The organism is Pedobacter sp. AC163 (assembly GCF_979258665.1).
In genome coordinates this window covers 4,704,761-4,727,974 of record NZ_OZ409872.1, presented here as the reverse complement: position 1 = coordinate 4,727,974, position 23,214 = coordinate 4,704,761, and the positions used below count along the sequence as shown (strand labels likewise).

Here is a 23,214-nt window from a genome sequence, read left to right as displayed (position 1 = left end):
CTGAAACTTTTTACTTTCCACTGTCTCGAAAATTTCACTTTCCACTTTCTACTTTTCACTCTCAAATTTTCACTCTCAACTTTCTACTCTCAACTTTCTACTTTTCACTTTCTACTTTTGTAGTTGTTTCCTAATCTGTTTCACTTTAGCAAAAAAAGCGATACTCTCCAGATCGACTAAAAATTCCATTGTTTCATTTAATTCGTTTCTAACCCATGGATGTTTGGGAATTAAATTGGCCAGAATATTCAAGCAGTGCGATTTTACCGCGACAGGTATCTTTTCGTCAATCAGCCAGGCAAAAACCACCTCAACAATGCAATCAGTATAATAGTTCACTATTAGTTCTTGCACTTCCCTGGTGGCTTTTTTGTGCGTCATAAAAGCCAAAATTTTGACATAATGCCGAAGTGAAGATAAATTTTGTTGTGAAGGGAGTTTTTCGAGAAAATAATATGCGAAGGGCAAAAAGCGTTCCTGATGATTGGAGTAAACACGCTCTAAAATCCAAGCCGCCCTAAAAGAGATTTGTTCATGATGTTGAAAACTTAAATCAATTAGATCTTTAGCAGAAAAATCTTCCATTGCGGCCAATGCCTCAACTTCCACCTTTCCAACAGGACGGCTTATGACAGCTAATAAATTTTGCATCGCACCCTAAAATTAGGTAATTTTTTAGTTCTTACGGCTGAAGCCGAAGGCAATGAACAAGAAAAATGCAACATCACTGCTTATGGTTTCAAAGAAACAAAATGATGAATTATACTAAATAATTATGATCCTGAATCATTTACCTATAAGTGGCCGAAGGTTGTTGAATACTTTGTTCAAACAAACTACCTGTAGAGTCCAATTTAACAAAACCACCTTCTGAACCCTTGAATTTTAATAGGATAGATAAACACCTTTACCACCCCTAACCCCTCCTAACTTAGGAGGGGAATTGCTAGTAGTAAGGTTATATATTTATGCAAATTTGGGTTTGGTACTGATAAACCCACTTACTTCATCATACCCTTAAAAATTAAAATGAGTAGTTTCCAGCTCCCCTCCTTATTTTCAAGGAGGGGTTCGGGGGTGGTTATTTATTAGCGATTTGCGTTGCACTTATCGTCCTTTCCAGCTCTCCTTCTTATTTTCACTACCTGTAGATTCCAATTTAACAAAACCACCTTCTGAACCTTGCATTTTAGCAGGATAGATGAACACATTTACCACCCCTAACCCCTCCTAACTTAGGAGGGGAATTTGCTGGTAGTAAGGTGATGTTTTTACGCAAATTCGGGTTTGGTACTGTAAACCCACCAACTTCATTATACCCCTTAAAGATTAGAATGAGTAGTTTCCAGCTCTTCTCCTCATTTTCAAGGAGGGATTCGGGGGTGGTTATTTATTAGCGGTTTGCGTTGCAATTATCGTCCTTTCTATCGAAGCGGAGAAATCTTTTAACTACGGTTAAGTTATTGAATCATTAACTGTCTGCCGAAAAAAGTTCGGGAAGATGATTTTTAATTTCCGAATTCGTAAAAATTGAATCTGAGGATTTGGGCCATTTTTCCATTCGAAGCCCCTTACTTTGTTTAATAAACCAGATTGAACGGAAATACTTTTTGTTGTAGAATTTTAACATATTTTTCCGACAAAAACAAAAAGATTGGAGGGAAAGCGGGACTGCAATTGAGATGAAAGACTGAACACTGATTTTCAAATAAAAGCAAACACTACCCCACTATTGCCTTTTCTCTTCGGACTATAAACCCTATCTTTGCGGCTTATTTCTATTTATTATGATTTCAGTTTCTAATTTATCATTACGATACGGCAAACGCACACTATTTGAAGATGTTAACTTAAAGTTTACCCAGGGCAACTGCTACGGTGTAATTGGAGCTAACGGCGCAGGTAAATCTACTTTCTTGAAAATTTTATCGGGTGAAGTAAACCAGACTTCGGGTAGCGTTGCCTTTACTCCAGGCGAAAGAATGGCGGTTTTAAAGCAAAATCACTACGAATTTGATGAGGTTTCGGTATTGGAAACGGTGATGATTGGCCACAAAGAACTGTATGCCATCATGAAAGAAAAAGATGCCATTTACATGAAAGAAGATTTTACCGAAAAGGATGGCGAACGTGCAGGAGAGTTGGAAAATATCTTTGCTGAAATGGATGGTTGGAACATGGAAAGCAACGCAGCAACCATGTTGAGCAACCTTGGTATTACGGAAGATAACCACTATAAATTGCTAAAAGAGCTGGATAATACGCAAAAAGTACGGGTATTATTGGCTCAGGCATTATTTGGTAACCCAGATATTTTATTACTCGATGAACCTACCAACGATTTGGACATCGAAACAATTGCGTGGTTGGAAAACTTTTTGGCAGATTACCAGAATATTGTACTGGTGGTAAGTCACGACAGGCACTTTTTAGATGCCGTTTGTACGCATATTGTGGATATCGATTTCGCGAAGATGAGCATCTATACGGGTAACTATACTTTCTGGTACGAATCGAGTCAGTTGGCGTTAAAACAACGTAGCGACCAGAACAAGAAGATGGAGGATAAGGTAAAGGAGCTGCAGGAATTTATCCGCAGGTTTAGTGCCAATGCATCAAAGTCGAAGCAGGCTACCTCGCGTAAAAAAGCTTTAGATAAAATAGATATTACTGAAATTAAGGCTTCAAGTCGTAAATATCCGGCTATTATTTTTAACAATACCGGCCGTGAAGCGGGTGACCAGATTTTACAGGTTGATGCTTTAGGCAAATCAGGAAATGACGGTGTACTGTTCGATAAAGTAACCTTCATGGTAAATAAAGGCGATAAAATTGCTGTGTTATCGCAAAACAGTTTAGCTACCGCAGCATTTTACGATGTTTTAACAGGAAGAACGCCAGCAGATAAAGGCGAATTTAAATGGGGTGTTACCATCAGCACAGCTGATATTCCGAATGATAACTCTGAATATTTTGATGGAAAAGATGAAAACCTTGTCGATTGGTTACGTGAATACTCTGGAACAGATGCCGATGAGCAGTTTGTACGCAGCTTTTTAGGACGGATGTTATTCTCTGGCGAAGAGGTATTAAAAAACGTAAAAGTACTTTCGGGAGGAGAAAAAATGCGTTGCATGTTCTCCAGAATGATGTTGCAACAAGCCAATCTTTTGATGTTTGATGAGCCAACCAACCACTTGGATTTAGAATCAATCGAAGCGTTGAACAATGGTATGAAAGATTTCAAAGGAACCATTTTGTTTACTTCACGAGATCACCAGTTAACGGAAACGGTGGCAAACAGAATTATTGAGATTACGCCAAAAGGTACTATTGATAAGTTGATGACTTACGATGAGTATATTAACAGCCCTGATGTTGCAAAACTGCGTGAGGAAATGTACGCATAATAGTTACTGCTAAAATATATTTTGAAAAGCGTTTTGATATTAAATCAAAACGCTTTTTCTTTATAAATTAATCAAGTTTTATGAAAACGCTCGTTACTCTCCTCATCATAAGCTCAAGCCTCGCAACCTTTGCGCAAAAAAGTGATTCTACAAGAACTTATTACAGAATTATTCGGGGAACGATTGAACACGCTACAGAACTAAAATCCAAAAAGTACATCAGAAATGGAGAAGCTGAAATAAAATCTGGCAGAAAAGTTATCGCATCGGGCATCTATAAAGATGACAAGCGTTATGGCAGATGGAGGTTTTTCGATCGCAAAGATAGCCTTGAACAAATTTATAACTACACAACAAAAAAAGTAGAATATAATGCATCAACTAAAAACCTGAACTGTGTAATTGATTCCCTGAAAACAGGCGACAAGCTAGTATATCCAGCTAAAATTGGAGGCTTTACGTATGCTATGTACTACCTTCTCGATTTTTTTAAGATACCCTCAAATATTAGAAGTTTTCGTGGAGTACATGAATTATTTTATATTTTCCATTTGGACGATAATGGCAGGTTGATAAAATACGAAACTAGAATCTTATCGGCGGGCAACGAAAAAATAGATACAATAAATCTAAATAGACTTAGAGAGGAAGATTTTGAATTTTCACCTGCAATAGTAAATGGCAGACGCGTTGCCAGCAAAATTATTTATGAAAGCAAAATTACCGTCGATTAAAAATATCTACTTACAGCTGTAGCGTTTTCATCCCGTTAATCGTTTTATGATAAAAAGTGTTAATGGCCATTAACCAATTTTATTTAGAAATTGATTTAAAACATGAAAACTCATTTGAAAAACTTTAGCTTAACTACAAAAATTGCACTCTCTCTTCTCGTTATAACCACTATATTTTCTGCCTGTAAAAAAGATTGGGATGATACCCCAATTGAAGCCGCTGGTATTGGATATGTTCATGCATCGCCAGGCACCGGATCGCTTGATTTTGTTTTAGACAACTCTAAAATCGGCAATTTTACTTACACTAACGATAGGGGTTACTACGCAGCTTACCCAGGCACCAGGATTATCGGTGTAGCAAAGAAAGACTCATTGAAATATTTGACAAGTGGTACAGCAACTTTAAAAGGCGGATCTTTCTATTCGGCTTTTGTAGTCGACACATTGAAATCGACCAAAATTTTATTGGTCGAAGATGATTTGAAAGCTCCTGAAACTGACAAAGCCAAAGTGCGTTTTATTAACTTAAGTCCAGGTTCTGGTAAGTTAGATTTAGCAGTTGAAGGTAATGCTACTGCCTTGTTTACAGCAAAAGCTTTCAAAGAATATTCTACTTTCAGTTCCGTTAATCCTTCAGATAGCTACACCTTTCAGGTAAAAGAAGCCGGTTCGGCAACGGTTAAAGCAAGCTTACCAGCTGTAAAAATCGAAAAGGGAAAAATTTATACCATTTGGGCAAAAGGACTTAGCAGCACTACCGACAGTACCAAATTTGGTTTGGCTGTAATGACTAACAAGTAAAACCTACCAATGAAATAACATCGTTCTAAATTGGAATGGTGTTATTTCGTTAATTTTGCAACCGGAAAAGTTAAAAACAAGCATACTAATCAAAGTAAAAATAGTCCTTCCCAGGAGTGATAAAAAAGATACTCAGTTTTGAGGAAATTTTAAAAGGCTGCGTAAAAAACGACAATAGCTGTAAAGAAATGATGTATAAATCTTTCTATGGCTACTTAATGGGTATTATTTTAAGATACACAAAGAATGTTTCGGATAGTGAGGAACTTGTGAACGACAGCTTTATTAAAATATTTAAACACGTTGCTAATTTTAAATCTCCAAAAAATCCTGAAGAATTACAACGCTCCTTTAAAGGTTGGATTGCACAAATCGCATCCAGAACAGCGATAGATAAAATCAGAAGTACAAAGGCACAATTTTACGTTGATGATTTGGGTGAAGACGAACATCCTGTAACGCAGGTTTCTATTGCATCAGAACTGCATGTAAATGACATTTTAAATTTGCTCAATCACTTACCTGATACACAAAGGTTGGTTTTTAACCTATATGAGATTGAAGGCTTTGCACATGAAGAAATTTCGAAAATGCTAAACATCCCAGAAAGTTCCAGTCGGGTTTATCTCACGAGATCTAAAAATAAACTTCGCACACTTTATCAAAATACAATGGTTGGATCATACAAGAAAAATGGATAAAGAATTAATTGATCATATCGCCAAACAACTTCAACAGCACGAGGAACAATACGTTCCAGGTGCATGGGAGCGTTTTTCTGAAAAGAAAGATAAGCGAAGCCGTTTCGTTTTGTGGCCGATGTGGGTTGCTGCTGCTTTACTATTGGTTGTTGGAGGTACGTTCCTGGTATTTAATAGTCAAAATCACCAAGGCGATTTAGCGGTTATCAAGCCAAAAAAAATTGAACAGAAAAGAGTTGAAGATAATCGTGTACCTAAAACGAAAGAACCGAATATTACGCCTAAAAGCCATTTAAATACACCTTTAGCAGACAATACACAAACTCAAAACAGAGCAATAGAGGTAACCAGATTAACGGTGAATCCAATTGAGGAGGCTGTTCCCGCTAATACCACTCCTATTATAAAAAGCATTCACAATACGCTAGCCAATACATTATCTTCCATTCCGCTAACCTCATCCAGCAACAGAAAATTTGAAATTAAAGGAGGAACCAAACAAGAAAAAACATTCAAAAAGCCAACTTTTGAGGATTTGTTGGCGCAAGATAGTAAGTTGAGTGCGTTAAAAGGCACAACAAAAGCCCCAATTAATTCTAAATGGGAACCTGGAATTTACGTGGCACCTGCAATGGGAAATGATAACAAAGTGAACATGAATTATGGTTTTTCACTTTCGTATAACGTAGCCGATAAACTTTCTATAAGTTCGGGAATTGCCTATTCATCATTGAGTTCTACCAGCAATCCATCAACCCAAATTGGAGCCGCAAGTGATGCTGTAGCGAGTTCTGTGCCGAATTCGAGTCCAATAAACTCTTATTCAAGCAATTCTAGAAGTTTAGAATCCGTTAATGCCAGTGTTAGGGGCATTAATATTCCACTGGAATTGAAATATAATATTAGCAAGAAGTTTTACACTGGTGTTGGGGTTTCAGCCTTGGCTATTTTAAACAACAAACAAGACAATAATTATTTGGTAAGCACTGGCAGAAATATTACCGTGGCTAATACGGCCGGCGTTGCAGAGCAGAAAATGCTCATCGTTACCGAACGTGTTTCAGAAACTCAGCCGCAATCGTTGCAGGTTACTGATAAGTATATTGGCTTTTATAACTTTTCATTAGGTTACAAACAAAAAATTTCGAAGAAAACCGATTTCGCCATCGAACCATTTTTAAGGCTTCCGATGAAAACGTTTTCCAATGATAACCTTAACCTTACAAACGGTGGTTTGAGGTTGAAAATCGATTTTTAACGATTGTTATAAACGAGTTACAATTGCCATTATACATCTTTATTATATTTGTAGATGATTAAGATGAGCGCAAAGCTGCAACAGCTGGGATTTATATTCTTACTTTTTATTGGTTTTAGTGCGAAAGCACAACATGATCCGAGCGATCAGATGGATTCTCCAAACTGGGATGTCATTGGAGGCATCAGTTTCAAAACCGTTAAACCGACAGAGAAATACGCGGTTTACAATGCGAAGATTAAAAAATTCGAAAATAAGCCTTTTGAGCTTTCAGGCTATATTGTTCCGATAAAAGATGGGATGAAGCAAACTAAGTTTATGCTCTCTACCCTTCCTATCAACCAATGTTTTTATTGTGGCAAAAATGGAATCCCGATTATGGTTTTGGTAGAAATGGCCGAACCTATAAAATTTACTTATCAACCCATCACGGTTAAAGGGGTGCTGAAATTGAGTAATGCCAATACGATGGATAATCCACCAGTGCTTTTATCCACTTCGAAATTGCTTTAAACAAAAAATCCCGATCATTAGTCGGGATTTTTCTTTATAAATTATCTGATACTAGTGACCAGAATGACCGTCAGCTCCATGAGCATGACCGTGTGCTAATTCATCTTGAGTTGCTTCGCGAACGTTTAAAATGGTTCCCGCAAATAAAAGATTTTTTCCAGCCATTGGATGGTTCAAATCAACTGCAACAGTTTCATCATGAACGGCAGTAACACCAGCTCTAAATTGATTTCCGTTGTTATCCTGTAAAGGAATCACATCTCCAACCGCTGGAACTTCGCCACCTGCTTCTGTAAACATCGTTTTAGGCAAATCTGCAAAAGCACCTGGATCAATTTCTCCATAACCATCAGCAGCAGATAATTCGAAGCCATATTCATCGCCAGTTTTTAAGCCTGCTAAATGTTCTTCAAATTTAGGCAACATCATGCCAACGCCATATAAAAATACTAAAGGATTTTGCTCATCAGCTTTTTCAACAAAAACTTGTTGTCCTTCTTCGTTAGTAGTGTGCAAATCGTAAGTTACTGCGACTACTGTGTTCGGTGAAATATTCATTTAAATTGTTTTAATGTAAATACGCTAATGCTTCCTCAACAGTTTTAACCGGTAACTGGCATACTTTATTTCGGCAAATATAAACTTTTGTTTCATTGCTTTGCTTACCTTTTAACAGCGGCAAGTTACTTTTTGTTCCACCCAATGTAATTTTATTTGGAATATAATGATTGCTTAACTCCAATTTAATAGCATCGGTTTCTAAACCAACAATAGCAATCTCATTTATTCCCTGTATCTCATTGACCAATTGAATGGCCCAGTTGGAATAGGCCGATCCGTAGGTTTTTATTTTTGGAAAAATTGCTGCTAGCATTTCCTCAGTCTGGTTAATATATGCTTCTACATCGAAAAGTAAACCGAGTTTTTTTAAATTTTGAGCCATTGTAGAATTTGAAGCAGGAATCACATTATCCATAATCTCATGTTTCCGGGCAATCAGACTCTCGCTTTCAGCAGAAGTATAGAAAAACATTGGCGAATCTGGATCACTGAAGTTAGTAATCACATAATCGGCTAGCGCCTTTGCTTCAGTCAGCCAATACTCCTCAAAATCATATTCATATAAACCAATAAGCGCTTCAATTAAAAATGCGTAATCATCCAGAAATCCAGTGATGGATGCTTTGCCATTTTTAAAATTCCGGTACAATCCACCGTTTTTGGTTTTTACATTTGTCAGAATGAATTTCGCCGCAGCCGCAGCTTTGGAATAGTAAAATTCATGGTTTAACACTGTTGCTGCATCTGCTAATGCCTTGATCATCATCCCATTCCAGGCCGTAAGGCATTTATCATCTAAACCAGGTCTTATTCGCTTATCTCTTACTTCGATGAGTTTTGCTTTTGCAGATTGAACTTTATCATACAGCGTTGCAGCATCAGTTCCATATTTTTCTATGAGATCATCATCATCAATTGTTTTGCGCAGAATATTGGTTTGCTCCTCTTCCCAGTTTCCGTCTGGTGTAACATTGTAATAGTCTGCCAACAATTTTGCGTCATCACCTAATATGGAATCAAACTCTTGTCTATCCCACACATAAAATTTCCCCTCAACACCTTCACTATCTGCATCTAAAGCAGAATAAAACAAACCATCGGGCGAGGTCATTTCTTTAAATACCCAATCGATTGATTCGATGGCAGTTTGCTTAAATGAATCGAATTTAGTGCATTGGTAGGCCTCAATATATAAGCTGATCAGCTGGGCATTATCATAAAGCATTTTTTCAAAATGGGGAACATGCCATTTATCATCAACAGAGTAACGGGAAAAACCACCTCCAATTTGATCATAAATTCCTCCGCGGCTCATCTCTTCTAGTGTATGGCAAACGGCCGTAAACACTGATTCATCATCTTTTAAAAATCCGTAGCGTAAAAGAAAAGCCCAGTTGTTGGGAAGCGGAAACTTTGGAGCACGATTATATCCTCCGAAGCCGATATCAAAATGCCTTTTCCAGGGTTCGATAATTTCAGTTAAATGCTGCTCTATATATTCTTCCTCTTTGGGAGATGGGATGATTTTCTCGCTATCCTTGATGCCAGATGTTAATCTATCAGCATACTGAATGGCTTTATCAGGTTCGTTTGTCCACAATGCGGCAACGTTTTCCAGAATATTGATCCAATCATTTTTCCTGAAATAAGTCCCCCCGTAAATTGGGCGTTGATCGGGTAAACAAACACAGTTTAATGGCCAGCCACCGCTCCCGGTCATCAGTTGGATGGCATACATATAGATTTGATCAATATCCGGCCGCTCTTCCCGGTCGACTTTGATACAAACAAAATGCTGGTTCATCACTTCAGCAACTTCATGATTTTCAAAACTCTCCCGCTCCATCACATGGCACCAATGGCAGGCAGAATAACCAATACTGACCAAAATGAGTTTATTTTCAACTTTTGCTTTCTCTAACGCCTCTGTTCCCCATTCATACCAATGAACAGGATTGTAAGCATGTTGCAACAGATATGGTGAGGATGCATTAATTAAACTATTGGGCTCAGAATGTGTATTTGACATAGCGGTTTGGATCAATTTAAAAAATGTAAATCTATAAATTATCTACAAGCCTGTTTCGATTTAGTTTTTGTTTTTATACTTTAGTTGGAAATCTACTTGATCATCAAATGAAAATCACCCATACCGAAATCTACCGCTTCAGCATCCCGATGGAGCCCTTTGTAATTGCCACGGGCACCATGCATTTTGCACAAAATGTGCTCATCAGAATTTACACTGATGCCGGAATTCATGGAATAGGCGAATGCTCGGCTTTTCCGATGATTGTGGGTGAAACCCAGGAAACTTGTATAGCAATGGCGAAAGACTTTGCTGCTATTTTGAAAGGAAAAGATCCTCTGGAAATTCCTGAGCGGATGAACGACTTGCTGGGTTACGCAGATCATAATAATACCATAAAGAGCGCTTTTGACATGGCATTATTTGATATTGCAGCAAAACATGCGGGCTTGCCACTCTACCAGTTTTTAGGCGGAACAAGAAGAACCATCGAAACAGATATGACCGTTGGTATTGATACGCCTGATGGAATGGCAGCCACGGCGCTAAGTTATGTACAAAAGGGTTGCAGAATCATTAAGATCAAGCTGGGTAAAAAAGTGAGCGATGATATTGAAAGAGTAAGATGCATTAGAGAAGCTGTTGGAAACGATATCATTTTACGTTTAGATGCGAATCAAGGCTGGAGCTTTGACGATGCTTTATTCGCCCTTGGTGCACTGGAGAAATACAACATTGAGTTTTGTGAACAACCCATGAGAACCTGGTACGATGATAAATTGCCGGAGTTAAATGTCAATTCCCCGATTAAATTAATGGCTGATGAGAGTTGCTACAACCATCATGATGCCCGGAAATTGATTAATAGCCAATCGACAACCTATTTAAATATCAAATTTTCAAAATCAGGTGGAATTTTAGAAGCGCAAAAAATTCACGAAGAAGCGCTACAAACTGGCGTAAAATGTATGATAGGAAGCATGCTGGAAAGCAGAATAGCCTTGACTGCCAACCTTCATTTTGCACTGGCCAGTCCTAATGTCGAATTTTTTGATTTAGATACAGCGTTGTTAGGTCATTTAGCCGATCCATGCGTTGGGGGTTTAACCTACAATGGTTATTTTCTTGATGTTCCTGAAGAAATTGGAATAGGCGCAGAAGCTGATGAATTTTTCCTGGAGAAATGTGAAAGCTGGACGATTTAGTACAGTTGTTCATTCGTTCATTCGTTCATTGGTTTTCCTGTATGCGCCTTTAGAAAGGAAACTATTCGTTAGCGAATTTGGTGACTAATCAATGATTGATAACCAATTAAACCTAATAATAGATTGCTTTGTCGGCTGAAAAAAGAGTTCTTGCAATGACGAAAACGGTTATGCATCACTCCTAATGAAATAATGACCAGTGAACCAATGACTAATGAACTAATAGTTTATCCAATGCCAAACTATCGCCATTAAACGCATTAAAATCCACTGCGTGACCAATGCCATTAATTTTGGCTTTATCAGAATGCTGCCAAAACTTCCACCGACTTTTATCCATCCTTAATTTTGGTTGGTAGTAATGCGCAATCCATAAGGGATATTCATCGAAATGTTCTTCCAGATAATCCTCATAGAACTTTAAGCCCGAATAAATAATAGGCCTTACTTTGGTTTTAACTTCCACATAGTTGAGAAAATCGGCCAACTCGGCTCTCATTTTAACTGGAGAAACGCCGTCTAAACTTTCAATATCGACCACTGGCGGCAAATCGCCCTTTTCAATATTCACCACCTGTAGAAAAAACTTCGCCTGGGTTTTTCCATCTCGCTTTGGTCTGAAGAAATGATAAGCACCACATACAATCCCCACTTTCGGGGCTTCACGCCAGTTTCTTTGAAAATAAGGATCCACTTGTAAAAGGCCTTCTGTCGCCTTAATAAATGCAAATTTGACTTTCACCCCATCATCTTCCATATCTTTCACTTTTTGCCAGTTTATTTTTCCCTGATAATAAGACACATCAATTCCATGTATGGTATATTTTTTCGGAATTTTAATGTTGAAACTTTCATAGGTGCGGTAGTTGGGATCTTGTCCCCAATCTTTTATCCATCGCCAGGTGGCCACAAAGCCATTCAGGATATATCCGTAATAAAATGGGGAAAATAGAATCAGCAATAAACCAGCAATAACCACCTTCCACTGCGTAGGAAAAGGCTTAGATTTCTTTTTACGTACCGCAGGTTTTCTGGTAACAGGTTTTCTCGTAACGGGTTTTCTCTTCTCTGGCGGCATAGTTTATTTGAAGCCGCTAAGTTGAGGAAAATGAAGAACAAATAAAAAAGGATTTGCTGCATACTTCGACAGGATTATGACTTTGTCCGACTGGAATTAAATCCAATAGTTAAACAAAAAGTTCATTACTTTTGCGCACCAGATAAATCATGTTCAAGCTCATACTCAACACCTATAAAACGTCTTTCAGCGGATTAAGCCGAGAAACCTGGCTTCTAAGCATTGTGATGATGTTTAACAGATGCGGAAGTATGGCCGTTCCATTTATGGGTTTATATGTTACGCAAAGTTTGCACCGCTCCGAAATGGATGCCGGCCTAATTATCACGTTATTCGGCGTGGGTTCCATCCTGGGTTCGGCGACTGGCGGAAAATTAACGGATATGATCGGTTTTCGCCCAGTACAAATCCTTTCCTCTATTATCGGTGGCATTTTATTCATTTTATTTTCCACCATTACACATTTTACTAGCTTGTGTATACTGGCAGTGGTGATCAGCTTTTTTTCGGAAGCCTTTCGACCGGCGAATTTTACGGCGGTTGCACATTATGCCACCGCAGGAACCATCACGAGGTCTTATTCATTAAACAGGTTGGCAGTAAATATTGGCTGGTCGGTTGGCATCAGTTTAGCTGGCATCATTGCCTCATTCAATTATAAATTACTTTTTATCGTTGAAGGTGGTGTAAGTATCATCGTAGGTTTGCTCATTTTATCTTTCCTTCCACAGGTAAAAGGATTCATAAAAAAGGCTAAAGAGAATGCCTTGAATATGGTAATTATGAAACCCTGGAAAGATATATTTTATGTGAAATTCATCTTATTAACCACCATATTTATTACCTGTGCTTTCCTGATGTTTAGGGTAGTTCCGGTTTTCTTTAAAGAACAATGGCACATTGATGAGTTTGCCATTGGGATTATTATTGGAATAAATGGAGCAGTAATCGCTTTGTTTGAGATGATTATGATCAATAAAATCGAGGCTAAACGACCGCCAATGTTCTTTATCATCATCGGAGCGATTTTCTTCGCAGTCTCTTACCTAATGCTTAGCGCACCAATTGGCTTCCATTTGGTTGGGGCAGTTTTGGTAATCATAATATTTACCGGCGGGGAAATGTTCTCGCTTCCTTTTATCAACACAATCGTTATTAGCCGAAGTAACGAGCATAATAGAGGCTTATATGCTGCTGGTTATACCTTAAGCTGGTCTTGCGCTCAGGTAATCGGCCCTTTGGCTGGTTTTTTTATTGCTAAAAACATGGGCTACAACTGGCTTTGGTTCGGCCTTGCCTGCATGTTATTGTGCTGCGCCTGGGGATTTAACAGGCTTGGAAAGGTGAAGACTGAAAGTTTGGAGTTGGGAGTTGAGGGTTCAGAGTTGAAAGTTCAAGGTTGAACGTTGAAAGTTTAAGGTTGAAAGTTGAATGTTGAAAGTTGAAAGTTCAAGGTTAAAAGTTGAAATTTCAAGGTTGAGAGTTTAAAGTTCAAAGTTCATGGATGAAAGTTCAGGGTTCAAAGTTGAGTAGGAACTTCCTATTTTAAACGGCATTGGCTAGTTATTAAACTTACCATCATTACCTACCATCTTGTACTTCTAATTTATAGCCTGTAACAAGGAACCTATAACTAAAAAAAGTTCAAAGCGGGATTTAAATTTGCTCCGCTTTGAACTTTTTATACAATATCTGGGTAAAGGTCGACTATCAAATCGCCGTTTTGTTATTTGAAAATCTACTTCACCTTTTGTGCTTTTACGCCTTCATTTGTGATTTTTACAGGTAGGATCTTTCCATCGGCATCAAATTTCATTTCATCAATGCAGGTAACCCGATGGTTACCATCCGTTTCACTTAATGGCCTGCGGTGATAAACAATGTGATAAGTACCTTTTTTCTCGTTAATCAATAAGGAGTGGTGCCCCGCCCCTCTTGCCACTTCCGGGTCTTGCTTCAAAATTTTATCAACCCTTTTAAACGGACCAAACGGCGAATCTGCAATGGCATAGGCTACAGAATAATCCGGGCCAGTCCAGCCGCCTTCGCTCCACATAAAGTAATATTTCCCATCTTTAATAAACATGTAAGGACCTTCAACATAGTTTTCCGGGGTAATTTCTTTGAAAGTAGTTCCATCTTCAAACGGGACAAAACCGGTAAAATCTTTGTTCAACTTGGCAATGTTACAATGCTTCCAACCTCCGTAAATTAAATAGTACTGACCATCCTTATCTTTAAAAACGAATTGATCAATGGGCTGTGCACCATTATGAAATTTATCAACCAAAGGCTTTCCTAAATGATCTTTGTATGGCCCTTCAGGCTTATCAGCAACGGCAACTCCAATTCCACCTACTTCGTTGTCGCTTTGAATGTCGTTTGCTCCGAAGAACAAGTAATACTTTTTATCTTTTTGAACAATCGCCGGGGCCCACATCGCTTTATTCGCCCACTTCACCGCAGCAGTATCTAAAACACGGGGATGTTTTTTCCATGTAACCAAGTCATCAGAGGAGAAAGCATCCAGAAAAACCTGCTCTTTATACCTTGCCGAATAGGTGGGATAAACCCAATATTTGTTGTTGAAAATCGCCGCTTCCGGATCTGCATACCAACCTTGAAATATGGGATTTCCTGATTGATTAATCGTTTTAGTACTTTGAGCAAAAGAACTAAGTCCTGCTAAAAGTAAAAGAGATGAGAATATGTATTTCATGTGCACAATTTATGAAAAAATATGAATTATAAAATTGAATATGATTTTGGGAAAAGCAAAGATCTCGTTACCATCGGTTTCTTCAGCCCCGCTCCCGTTTCTGCTCCGATGAAACCTGTGCAACAGGCAAGCATTCAAAAAAAAATAAATGCAGATGCTCAAATCGGGAGCATCCACTTTGATCGGGTTTAGGCGGCCATTATGGTGGTGCTATGAAATTAAAACCGTTAACTATAAACCTGACAGCGCTAAATAGCCCGGAATGAAGCGCAGCTAAATGAGGACTATAAGCAATGGCAGGACTACAGTACCAATGAAAATCTGCCTTTCATTTTCAAAAAAAATCCCTGTCTGAACAAACAAACAGGGATTTTAACTTAGAATTATAAAAAACGACTTATTTACTTAGTTCTGCAAAATATTTATGGAACAAAGGCAAAGTTTCAATTCCTTTATAGTAATTGTAAATGTCGTATTTCTCGTTTGGTGAATGCAAGGCATCGCTATCTAATCCAAAGCCAAAAAGCACAGATTTTATACCCAAAACATCTTCGAATAAGGCTACGATTGGAATACTTCCTCCTCCACGTGTTGGAATGGCTTTTTTACCGAAGCTATCTTCAATCGCTTTTTCGGCAGCCTGATAGGCAATGCTATCGGTTGGCGTAACCACCGGTTCGCCACCGTGATGAGGCGTTACTTTTACCTTTACATTTTTAGGGGCAATGCTTTCAAAATGTTTGGTAAAAATTTCTGAGATTTCCTCAGAACTTTGATTTGGTACCAAACGCATCGAAATTTTCGCATTCGCTTTGCTTGGTAAAACGGTTTTAGCGCCTTCACCAATATAACCACTCCAAATTCCATTAACCTCCAAAGTCGGGCGGGTTCCTGTACGCTCTAAAGTAGAGTAACCTTTTTCGCCCCAAACCTCATCAATCGCTAAATCTTGCTTATATTCAGTTTCATCATAAGGAGCAGCATTTAAAGCTTTCTTCTCTTCATCACTCAATTCAACCACTTTATCGTAAAATGCAGGAATGGTAATGTGGTTATTTTCATCGTGTAGAGAAGCAATCATTTTGCACAATATTGTAGCCGGGTTAGCTACTGCACCGCCATAAACACCCGAATGTAAATCGCGGTTCGGACCAACAACTTCCACTTCCATATAAGCCAGGCCGCGTAAGCCCGTTTCTATTGAAGGATGCTCCATGCTGATCATCGAAGTATCAGAAATTAAAACCACATCGGCTTTCAAACGTTCTGCATTGTCTTTCACAAAAATGCCAAGATTTGCAGAACCAACTTCCTCCTCGCCTTCTATCATAAACTTAACGTTACAAGCCAAAGTATTGGTTTGCATCATCAATTCGAACGCCTTCACATGCATGTAAAACTGTCCCTTATCATCACAAGCACCACGAGCGTAGATTTTTCCATCGCGTACGGTCGGCTCAAACGGCGGTGTGTGCCATAATTCCAGGGGATCTGCAGGTTGCACATCGTAGTGACCATAAATTAAAACAGTTGGTAAAGCACTGTCTATTATTTTTTCACCGTAAACAATTGGATAACCAGCTGTTGGACATATTTCAACGTGATCTGCACCGGCATCTTTTAGTTTTTGCGCCACATAGTCAGCTGTTTTTAAAACATCAGCTTTATATTTTGGGTCGGCACTCACTGATGGAAAACGCAATAGTTCGAACAACTCGTCTAAAAAGCGTTGTTTGTGCGTTTCTACGTAATTTTTAATCTCTTGCATAACAAAATGAATTTGAGCAAATATATGATTTTACCATAAAAGCCCTTGATTTATCGTTTGTATTTTACTTTTATAACGTGTGTTTTTTGAGGAAGAAATTGGTTGATATCACTTAAATTTGACAAGACACTTAGTTTGTTAAGTAATTGTTGTTTTTAAATAAAATTCAACCTTACGAAATATTTTTTAAACCATTTTTTCGTAAATTGCACTTTTAAAATTATCCAAAAAGCCAAGAAATGATTCTTCACAATGAAAATTAGCATAAAGTTCAGTACTTTTTTAGTATTGCTATTTTCCATCACCATTTCTGGTTTTACGCAAACAACAAGCCCACCTCGGGTAAGTTGCCCTGAAGCAGCTCAGTTTTACGCTAGAGACAGTATTAATATTGTAACTTTTGGTGCAAGTACAGTTGAAGGAGTTAATGGAGCTGGTTTTCAAACTATGCTGAGAAACAACTTTTTGAATTGCTATCAAAACAAAGTTGTTGACATTACTAACCATGGTATTGGCGGCCAAACTACTTTTCAAGGCTTGTTACGAATAGATAATGCGATAAAAGACCGCACAGGTTTTATTGTAATTTCGATGGGCATTAATGATGCGTTGGCAATGGTTAACGGTAAAGGAAGCGTGGCCGAAACGGAGGCCAACATGCGTTCTTTGATTAGCATCAGTTTAAAGCAAAACCTGGTTCCAATTCTTTGTACACTACAAAATGTAGACGATAGAAACAGCACTCCGTTGGCTCAGGCAAACGTAAACATCAGGGCTTTAAATGTTGTTTATAGGCGTTTGGCCATTGAATATAAAATATATTTAGCAGATGTGAATGCAGCGATGCGGAGAGATTTCACCTTGTATCAAGATGCTTTTCATCCAAACGCCAGAGGTTATAGATTAATCAGCTATGTTATTTTCGATGCCATTAACAAAGCGATTTTTGATAAGTTTTTAATGTTTGTGGTTTCACAGAACTATCCAAATCCAGCCGGAACACAAACTTACCTTGATGTGGTTTTGCCAGAAACAGATAAACTTACCATACAGGTTTATGATATGATGGGCAGATTGGTAAAAACTGTTTTGAACGAATATATTAATACTGGTAAGCATACTCTGGAAATAAATACCTCTACTTTTGTCCCGGGGATCTATTTCTTCAAACTCACTTCCGATTCAGGGCAGTACAATGCTGCAAAAAAGTTTATTGTTGCGAGGTAACAAAAGATTACTGCTTTAGTCTTAAAACAGATTAATTAGTTTTATATCTTTAAAAATGCCTACTGACACTTTTACAAACGAAGCAATTGATATTAATTCGTTACCAAAATACGAAGAAATTTCTCTGAAAAAACCCCACTCCAATTATTGGAAAATCATTTGCATTAATTTAATCATCACTTTTCTAGTTATTGGCATTACTGCTGCTTTACTGATTTTTTTCAATGAGAAAATACAGCCACATGCATCAATCATCGTTAGCATTTATGTAGTAGTTGCCATTGTTACCGTTTTGCTTTTCTATGTTAGTTTTAAGAAACGTGGATATGCCATCAGAACCAAGGATGTAATTTACAAGAGTGGCATCATTGCCGAATCAACTACGATTGTGCCGCTAAATAGAATTCAGCATATCGAACTGAATGAAGGTTTTTTTTCGAGAATGTTTAATTTGGGTTCGCTGCAAATTTTTACTGCAGGTGGCCAAACAGGTCACCTCCATATTGCGGGCATACCAATTGATGAAGCAAAGAGCATAAGAGATTTGCTATTGAATAAACTCGAATTGCTTGAGACACCTGAAATTGAAACTAAACTGAAAGTTAATGAATAGCGATTTCAGTAAGCCCCAACGAGAGTCTGCTTTCGGAATAATCGTAATGGCAGCCCATACTGCGTTTAAAATTGGTAAGGCAACATTTTTCCTGGTTATTTATGCCTTTGTAAAAATGAGTGCAGCCTACACCGCATATGTACTTCTTGGTGTTGGTGTAATTATTTTGCTTTGTGTAGTTTTTTCTTATTTATGGTATCTAAACTTTACTTTTTTTCTAGATAAGGAAAAGCAGGAATTCGTAGTTAACAAGGGTATCTTAAATCGCGATCAGGTAATTATTCAGTTAGACAAGATTCAGCAGGTTAATATAAACCAAAATATCTTACAGAAAATGATTGGCGTTTATGGCCTCAAAATAGATACCGCCGGGGCAAGTGGAGAAGAAGTAAGTATCAAAGCCATTGACGAGGTTTCTGCTTATAATTTAAAGGAGCATTTATTAAAAGGCAAAACTGAAGCTACCGAACACGCCAATATATTAACAGATGAGCTACCAATAATCGATGAGGTTCCTTTTTTGAGAGTAAGTACCTGGACACTGTTTAAGGTTGGGCTAACCTCAAATTATGGGCAAAGTTTAACCGTAATCCTCGTATTCTTCATGTACACCGTTCAGGAAGCAAGGCATATTATGGACATTTTCGGCCTCGATAAAGGAGCTGTGCAAAGCACTGTTTTAGGTTTAGCCACCTTATTTTCTGTTGCCGTAATTGTGGTTATTTTTTTGATTGTGCTATTGTCAATCAACCTTATCAGAACTTTTTACAGGTATTTCCAACTGGAGGTAAGTCAGCATAAAAACTCCCTGCTATTATCGTCTGGCCTGATTGCGAAAAAAAATACCTTAATTAACCCTACCAAAGTTCAGATTACGAAACATAGCCAAAACTACTTTCAAAAGAAACTTAATCTCCTCAACATCAGTTTAAAGCAAGCACACTTTGGCGAAAGTAAAAAGGGTAAAGAAATGCAGGGCAATACGCTTGAAATTGTAGGATGTGACACTTTCGAAAGGGATGAACTATTGAAGATGATACTTGGACAGGTCCCAATTATAGGGAAAACTTTCGTTCCCGATTGGCGCTTTTTGAATTTGCCTATTTTCTTTAAACTGATTTTGCCAGTGACGATCTTTACGATTGTTGCTTTAAATGTTCCAGAAGTGAAACCCTTTCTGGGCTTCGCAGCAGCCTATTTCATTGTCGGAATTCTGATGATTTACATCAGTTACCGAAGGCACCGTATCTCCGTAAATCAGCAGTTTATTATCAAGAAAAGTGGAATTTGGGATGTTTCAAATGAAGTGATCGTTCCACACAAAATCCAGGCAATAACGGCTTCACAATATCCATGGCACAAAAGCGTAGATGTGGGACATTTGTGCCTACATACTGCAGCTGGACAAATTCATTTCAAATATGGGAATTACAGCGAGATCAAAACTTTAGTGAACTATTGGCTTTACCAGGTGGAGAGTGGTAATGAAAATTGGATGTAATAGTTTAGAGCTTGTTGCAACAGATCATTTAGGTTAACCCTATTTTTTTTTTGCAGAAATCATCTTTAGTCTGCAGGTCTAAAAAGATTCAAAATACTGAAATAGGTGGCAAATTTTTCCCGCAGATAACACAGATTTTCGCAGTTTTTTTACCAAAACCATCTTTGATCTGCGGGATAAATTATAGCGTCATTATACCTTTAATATTTGCTGTCTGTTTATAAATCGCAATTACTTCATCAGCACTTTGCATTTGTTTCTTTACTGTTATCGAAACATATTTGCCTGTTTTAGAAGGTTGTTCTAAAAATTCATCATTTGGCAAAACAGCACGAAGATCTTCGATTTTCTCTACACCGCCCGTCAAGATAAATTTGAAGTTGTAGATGCCTGGAAACTTTTCTACACTTTCCAGCTTCTCTTTTAAGTTAGCGTAAATATCTGTACTGTTTCCCTCTGGGATATTAGTGAATTCTATGTCCTTGTTTATTTTTTTCTCTTCCATAACTACGACATATCAAATTTTATTCCCAAATGGATAAGGTGAAATTTTGGCAGAAAAAAATCAGTGATTGTTAATTTACGAACTAGTTTAGCCAGTGAGATTACCTTCAACATAGATTGCAGTTATCCTATTCGTGATTTGATTAGTGATCACCATTGGGAAGTTTATATTATACCCGACTTTTCCTTTTCAAAAAAAACGGGCCTCTATTTCTCCACAAATTCAATAAAAAACTTTTGAATTGTTATTTTTGAACCTCAAAAAAACAGGAGCCGATTTGGACTATTTAGAAGGATTAAACCCACAACAAAGAGCAGCAGTAGAGAATACAAAAGGACCGGTAATGATTGTTGCAGGTGCTGGTTCGGGCAAAACCCGTGTAATTACTTATCGCGTTGCGCACCTCATTCAAACAGGAACCGACCCTTTTAATATTCTGGTTTTAACCTTTACCAACAAAGCGAGTAAAGATATGCGTGAGCGTATTTCGAAAGTGGTTGGTGCTGAGGCTAAAAACATTTGGATGGGTACTTTTCACTCTGTTTTCGCGAAGATTTTACGGGTAGAGGCAGAGAAAATTGGCTATCCAAACAACTTTACCATTTACGATACCGATGATAGTAAGAGTGTTATCCGTGCCATTTTAAAGGAAATGCAGTTAGACGATAAGTTATACGCCGCAAACTTTGTTTTTGGACGTATCTCTTCGGCAAAAAATAATCTTATTTCCTGGGGTGAATATCAGTCAAACGATCAGATTCAGGCAGAAGACATTCAAAACAAGCGTCCTTTAATTGGCCAGATTTATGAGCAATATGCCAAACGTTGTTTCAGGGCTGGTGCCATGGATTTTGACGATTTACTGTTTAAAACCAATATTCTGCTAAAAGAACACCCTGAGGTGTTGAATAAATATCAACAGAAATTTAGGTATTTAATGGTGGATGAGTACCAGGATACCAACTTTTCGCAATATACCATTGTGAAAAAACTGGCCGCTGCTTACCAGAACATTTGCGTGGTTGGTGATGATGCACAAAGTATCTACGCCTTTCGTGGAGCCAATATTCAAAACATCTTAAACTTCGAACGCGATTACCCTGATTTGAAGGTTTATAAACTGGAGCAAAACTACCGCTCTACCCAAAATATCGTTGATGCCGCCAGTAGCATTATCGCCAACAACAAAAATCAGTTGGAAAAAAATGTTTTCTCAGAAAATGTAGAGGGCGATAGAATCAAGGTTTCCCGTGCTTTTACTGATAATGAAGAGGGTAAATTGGTAGCCGAATCAATTATTCAGGAACGCGGTTTGAAAGGTTACCAATACCACGATTTTGCCATTCTATACCGTACCAATGCGCAAAGCAGAGCAATGGAGGAAGGCCTACGCAAGCTGAATGTTCCTTATAAAATATATGGTGGTACTTCTTTCTATCAAAGGAAAGAGATTAAGGATTTAATTGCTTACTTCCGTTTAACTTTTAATCCGAAGGATGAAGAAGCCATTAAAAGGGTAATCAATTATCCAAAACGTGGAATTGGAGACACTTCCATCGATAAAATCATCGTAGCTGCCGATCAAAATAATATCACCATGTGGGATGTAATTTCGAATGCGCATCAATACGTTGATGGTCGATTGGCTAACCAACTGAACGACTTTTCGATGATGGTTCAGAGTTTTCAAGCAGAGGCTAAAAAGCTTGATGCTTACGATTCAGCTTTGTTTATTGCACAACACGCAGGCATATTGAAGGAACTTTATACCGATGATAGCGTTGAAGGTAGGGCAAGATACGAAAACATTCAGGAGTTATTAAATGGTATAAAAGAGTTTGCGGAGCGTGAAGATATCGAAGAAAAAGGCCTGGATATTTTTATGCAGGATGTAGCGCTTTTAACCAATGATGATAAGGACGGCGACAAAAACAAGGATACGGTTTCGTTGATGACGATTCACTCTGCCAAAGGTTTGGAGTTTAAAAACGTATTTATTGTCGGCCTGGAGGAGAACCTTTTTCCATCGCAAATGTCGGTTAATTCCCGTTCCGATTTGGAAGAAGAACGCCGTTTATTTTATGTGGCCATTACACGTGCTGAAATTAAGCTAACCATAACTTACGCTACTTCTCGTTACCGTTGGGGAACATTAACTAACTGTGAACCAAGCCGTTTTATCAACGAAATTAATCCCAGATTTTTAGAGTTGGATGTGAAACCTGCTAAAAGCAACGTTTTTGAAGGCAACTTTGATGATGAACGCAAAACCTGGACTTCTCAACCTCGTGATTTCTTTAGCAAACCAAAACCTGCGAGCACTACTTCTGCCCCACCTCCTCGTCCGAAAACAACTTCGCTATTGGCAAAGGCACACGTTCCAACCCCTGGTTTCGCCCCCTCACAACCACACGAATTTCAAGGTGGCATGGAAGTAGAACACGAAAAATTTGGCTTTGGAAAGATTATTAGTCTGGAAGGAAATTTACCTGATGTTAAGGCAACCGTATTTTTCCAGGGTTTGGGCAACAAGCAGTTGTTATTGAAATTTGCAAAGCTGATGATTGTGAAAAATTGATATTGTATAA

20 protein-coding genes are annotated in these 23,214 nt (G+C 38.1%); 13 read left to right on the top strand and 7 right to left on the bottom strand.

The window, feature by feature from the left end; genetic code table 11:
* Nucleotides 1-111 precede the first annotated feature (111 nt).
* Nucleotides 112-651, bottom strand: a complete 540-nt coding sequence (locus tag ACZZZK_RS20360; RefSeq protein ID WP_463485721.1) for a hypothetical protein — start codon at nucleotides 649-651, stop codon at nucleotides 112-114.
* A gap of 1,136 nt (nucleotides 652-1,787) precedes the next feature.
* Here ACZZZK_RS20360 and ACZZZK_RS20355 point away from each other — a divergent pair.
* The 6 genes from ACZZZK_RS20355 (at nucleotide 1,788) to ACZZZK_RS20330 (ending at nucleotide 7,420) form a co-directional block, all read left to right on the top strand.
* Nucleotides 1,788-3,410, top strand: coding sequence for an ABC-F family ATP-binding cassette domain-containing protein (locus tag ACZZZK_RS20355; RefSeq protein WP_265801213.1), 1,623 nt, complete (start codon nucleotides 1,788-1,790; stop codon nucleotides 3,408-3,410).
* Nucleotides 3,411-3,490: 80 nt separating this feature from the next.
* Nucleotides 3,491-4,144, top strand: a complete 654-nt coding sequence (locus tag ACZZZK_RS20350; RefSeq protein ID WP_463485720.1) for a hypothetical protein — start codon at nucleotides 3,491-3,493, stop codon at nucleotides 4,142-4,144.
* Between the two features lie 102 nt (nucleotides 4,145-4,246).
* Nucleotides 4,247-4,948 carry a DUF4397 domain-containing protein gene (locus ACZZZK_RS20345; protein WP_463485719.1) on the top strand — a complete coding sequence of 234 codons (702 nt, stop codon included), beginning with the start codon at nucleotides 4,247-4,249 and terminating at the stop codon, nucleotides 4,946-4,948.
* A gap of 116 nt (nucleotides 4,949-5,064) precedes the next feature.
* Complete coding sequence (locus tag ACZZZK_RS20340) at nucleotides 5,065-5,649, top strand: RNA polymerase sigma factor (RefSeq protein ID WP_082455101.1); 585 nt, start codon at nucleotides 5,065-5,067, stop codon at nucleotides 5,647-5,649.
* Nucleotides 5,642-6,907, top strand: a complete 1,266-nt coding sequence (locus ACZZZK_RS20335; RefSeq protein WP_463485718.1) for a hypothetical protein — start codon at nucleotides 5,642-5,644, stop codon at nucleotides 6,905-6,907. The genes ACZZZK_RS20340 and ACZZZK_RS20335 overlap by 8 nt, the downstream gene beginning before the upstream one ends.
* Nucleotides 6,908-6,970: 63 nt before the next feature.
* Nucleotides 6,971-7,420 (top strand): hypothetical protein, encoded by a 450-nt coding sequence (locus tag ACZZZK_RS20330; protein WP_056851450.1) that lies wholly within the window; start codon nucleotides 6,971-6,973, stop codon nucleotides 7,418-7,420.
* Nucleotides 7,421-7,471: 51 nt separating this feature from the next.
* On the opposite strand, the gene ACZZZK_RS20325 is transcribed toward ACZZZK_RS20330, so the two are convergent.
* Together ACZZZK_RS20325 and ACZZZK_RS20320 are read right to left on the bottom strand one after the other, a co-directional pair.
* Nucleotides 7,472-7,978 (bottom strand): FKBP-type peptidyl-prolyl cis-trans isomerase, encoded by a 507-nt coding sequence (locus tag ACZZZK_RS20325; protein ID WP_265801206.1) that lies wholly within the window; start codon nucleotides 7,976-7,978, stop codon nucleotides 7,472-7,474.
* A 10-nt stretch (nucleotides 7,979-7,988) separates the two neighbouring features.
* Entirely contained in the window at nucleotides 7,989-10,010 is a 2,022-nt protein-coding gene (locus ACZZZK_RS20320) for a thioredoxin domain-containing protein (protein ID WP_463485717.1), read from the bottom strand.
* Between the two features lie 107 nt (nucleotides 10,011-10,117).
* On the opposite strand from ACZZZK_RS20320, the gene ACZZZK_RS20315 reads away from it, so the two are divergent.
* Complete coding sequence (locus ACZZZK_RS20315) at nucleotides 10,118-11,215, top strand: mandelate racemase/muconate lactonizing enzyme family protein (protein ID WP_463485716.1); 1,098 nt, start codon at nucleotides 10,118-10,120, stop codon at nucleotides 11,213-11,215.
* Between the two features lie 211 nt (nucleotides 11,216-11,426).
* Here the strand turns inward: ACZZZK_RS20315 and ACZZZK_RS20310 are convergent, their stop codons facing one another.
* A complete protein-coding gene (locus ACZZZK_RS20310; protein WP_463485715.1) occupies nucleotides 11,427-12,293 on the bottom strand; it encodes a glycoside hydrolase family 25 protein in 867 nt (288 codons plus the stop codon).
* 149 nt (nucleotides 12,294-12,442) lie between these two features.
* On the opposite strand from ACZZZK_RS20310, the gene ACZZZK_RS20305 reads away from it, so the two are divergent.
* The gene (locus tag ACZZZK_RS20305; RefSeq protein ID WP_463485714.1) at nucleotides 12,443-13,696 is read left to right on the top strand and encodes an MFS transporter; all 1,254 of its coding nucleotides are present in this window, start codon (nucleotides 12,443-12,445) and stop codon (nucleotides 13,694-13,696) included.
* Nucleotides 13,697-14,031: 335 nt separating this feature from the next.
* On the opposite strand, the gene ACZZZK_RS20300 is transcribed toward ACZZZK_RS20305, so the two are convergent.
* Nucleotides 14,032-15,012: a glycoside hydrolase family 43 protein gene (locus ACZZZK_RS20300; RefSeq protein ID WP_463485713.1), complete on the bottom strand. Its 981-nt coding sequence runs from the start codon at nucleotides 15,010-15,012 to the stop codon at nucleotides 14,032-14,034.
* A gap of 21 nt (nucleotides 15,013-15,033) precedes the next feature.
* Here ACZZZK_RS20300 and ACZZZK_RS20295 point away from each other — a divergent pair, with 21 nt between their 5' ends.
* The gene (locus ACZZZK_RS20295) at nucleotides 15,034-15,204 is read left to right on the top strand and encodes a hypothetical protein (RefSeq protein WP_463485712.1); all 171 of its coding nucleotides are present in this window, start codon (nucleotides 15,034-15,036) and stop codon (nucleotides 15,202-15,204) included.
* A gap of 205 nt (nucleotides 15,205-15,409) precedes the next feature.
* Here the strand turns inward: ACZZZK_RS20295 and ACZZZK_RS20290 are convergent, their stop codons facing one another.
* Complete coding sequence (locus ACZZZK_RS20290; RefSeq protein WP_463485711.1) at nucleotides 15,410-16,780, bottom strand: dipeptidase; 1,371 nt, start codon at nucleotides 16,778-16,780, stop codon at nucleotides 15,410-15,412.
* Between the two features lie 252 nt (nucleotides 16,781-17,032).
* Between ACZZZK_RS20290 and ACZZZK_RS20285 the strand changes: the two genes are divergently transcribed.
* The 3 genes from ACZZZK_RS20285 to ACZZZK_RS20275 are packed head-to-tail and all read left to right on the top strand — an operon-like array spanning nucleotide 17,033 to nucleotide 20,121.
* Nucleotides 17,033-18,007, top strand: coding sequence for a GDSL-type esterase/lipase family protein (locus ACZZZK_RS20285; protein WP_463485710.1), 975 nt, complete (start codon nucleotides 17,033-17,035; stop codon nucleotides 18,005-18,007).
* 55 nt (nucleotides 18,008-18,062) lie between these two features.
* Entirely contained in the window at nucleotides 18,063-18,620 is a 558-nt protein-coding gene (locus ACZZZK_RS20280; RefSeq protein WP_463485709.1) for a PH domain-containing protein, read from the top strand.
* Entirely contained in the window at nucleotides 18,613-20,121 is a 1,509-nt protein-coding gene (locus ACZZZK_RS20275; protein WP_463485708.1) for a PH domain-containing protein, read from the top strand. Before ACZZZK_RS20280 ends, ACZZZK_RS20275 begins: the two co-directional genes overlap by 8 nt.
* A gap of 181 nt (nucleotides 20,122-20,302) precedes the next feature.
* Here ACZZZK_RS20275 and ACZZZK_RS20270 read toward each other — a convergent pair whose 3' ends face one another.
* Nucleotides 20,303-20,626 (bottom strand): DUF493 family protein, encoded by a 324-nt coding sequence (locus tag ACZZZK_RS20270; protein WP_463485707.1) that lies wholly within the window; start codon nucleotides 20,624-20,626, stop codon nucleotides 20,303-20,305.
* Between the two features lie 277 nt (nucleotides 20,627-20,903).
* Here ACZZZK_RS20270 and ACZZZK_RS20265 point away from each other — a divergent pair, with 277 nt between their 5' ends.
* Entirely contained in the window at nucleotides 20,904-23,204 is a 2,301-nt protein-coding gene (locus ACZZZK_RS20265) for an ATP-dependent helicase (RefSeq protein ID WP_463486307.1), read from the top strand.
* Nucleotides 23,205-23,214: the final 10 nt, after the last annotated feature.

What these genes read in the sequence shown, in the direction of transcription:
- ACZZZK_RS20360 (WP_463485721.1), bottom strand. Translation starts at nt 651, where the DNA reads ATGCAAAATTTATTAGCTGTCATAAGCCGTCCTGTTGGAAAGGTGGAA.
- ACZZZK_RS20355 (WP_265801213.1), top strand. Translation starts at nt 1,788, where the DNA reads ATGATTTCAGTTTCTAATTTATCATTACGATACGGCAAACGCACACTA.
- ACZZZK_RS20350 (WP_463485720.1), top strand. Translation starts at nt 3,491, where the DNA reads ATGAAAACGCTCGTTACTCTCCTCATCATAAGCTCAAGCCTCGCAACC.
- ACZZZK_RS20345 (WP_463485719.1), top strand. Translation starts at nt 4,247, where the DNA reads ATGAAAACTCATTTGAAAAACTTTAGCTTAACTACAAAAATTGCACTC.
- ACZZZK_RS20335 (WP_463485718.1), top strand. Translation starts at nt 5,642, where the DNA reads ATGGATAAAGAATTAATTGATCATATCGCCAAACAACTTCAACAGCAC.
- ACZZZK_RS20330 (WP_056851450.1), top strand. Translation starts at nt 6,971, where the DNA reads ATGAGCGCAAAGCTGCAACAGCTGGGATTTATATTCTTACTTTTTATT.
- ACZZZK_RS20325 (WP_265801206.1), bottom strand. Translation starts at nt 7,978, where the DNA reads ATGAATATTTCACCGAACACAGTAGTCGCAGTAACTTACGATTTGCAC.
- ACZZZK_RS20320 (WP_463485717.1), bottom strand. Translation starts at nt 10,010, where the DNA reads ATGTCAAATACACATTCTGAGCCCAATAGTTTAATTAATGCATCCTCA.
- ACZZZK_RS20315 (WP_463485716.1), top strand. Translation starts at nt 10,118, where the DNA reads ATGAAAATCACCCATACCGAAATCTACCGCTTCAGCATCCCGATGGAG.
- ACZZZK_RS20310 (WP_463485715.1), bottom strand. Translation starts at nt 12,293, where the DNA reads ATGCCGCCAGAGAAGAGAAAACCCGTTACGAGAAAACCTGTTACCAGA.
- ACZZZK_RS20305 (WP_463485714.1), top strand. Translation starts at nt 12,443, where the DNA reads ATGTTCAAGCTCATACTCAACACCTATAAAACGTCTTTCAGCGGATTA.
- ACZZZK_RS20300 (WP_463485713.1), bottom strand. Translation starts at nt 15,012, where the DNA reads ATGAAATACATATTCTCATCTCTTTTACTTTTAGCAGGACTTAGTTCT.
- ACZZZK_RS20295 (WP_463485712.1), top strand. Translation starts at nt 15,034, where the DNA reads ATGAATTATAAAATTGAATATGATTTTGGGAAAAGCAAAGATCTCGTT.
- ACZZZK_RS20290 (WP_463485711.1), bottom strand. Translation starts at nt 16,780, where the DNA reads ATGCAAGAGATTAAAAATTACGTAGAAACGCACAAACAACGCTTTTTA.
- ACZZZK_RS20285 (WP_463485710.1), top strand. Translation starts at nt 17,033, where the DNA reads ATGAAAATTAGCATAAAGTTCAGTACTTTTTTAGTATTGCTATTTTCC.
- ACZZZK_RS20280 (WP_463485709.1), top strand. Translation starts at nt 18,063, where the DNA reads ATGCCTACTGACACTTTTACAAACGAAGCAATTGATATTAATTCGTTA.
- ACZZZK_RS20275 (WP_463485708.1), top strand. Translation starts at nt 18,613, where the DNA reads ATGAATAGCGATTTCAGTAAGCCCCAACGAGAGTCTGCTTTCGGAATA.
- ACZZZK_RS20270 (WP_463485707.1), bottom strand. Translation starts at nt 20,626, where the DNA reads ATGGAAGAGAAAAAAATAAACAAGGACATAGAATTCACTAATATCCCA.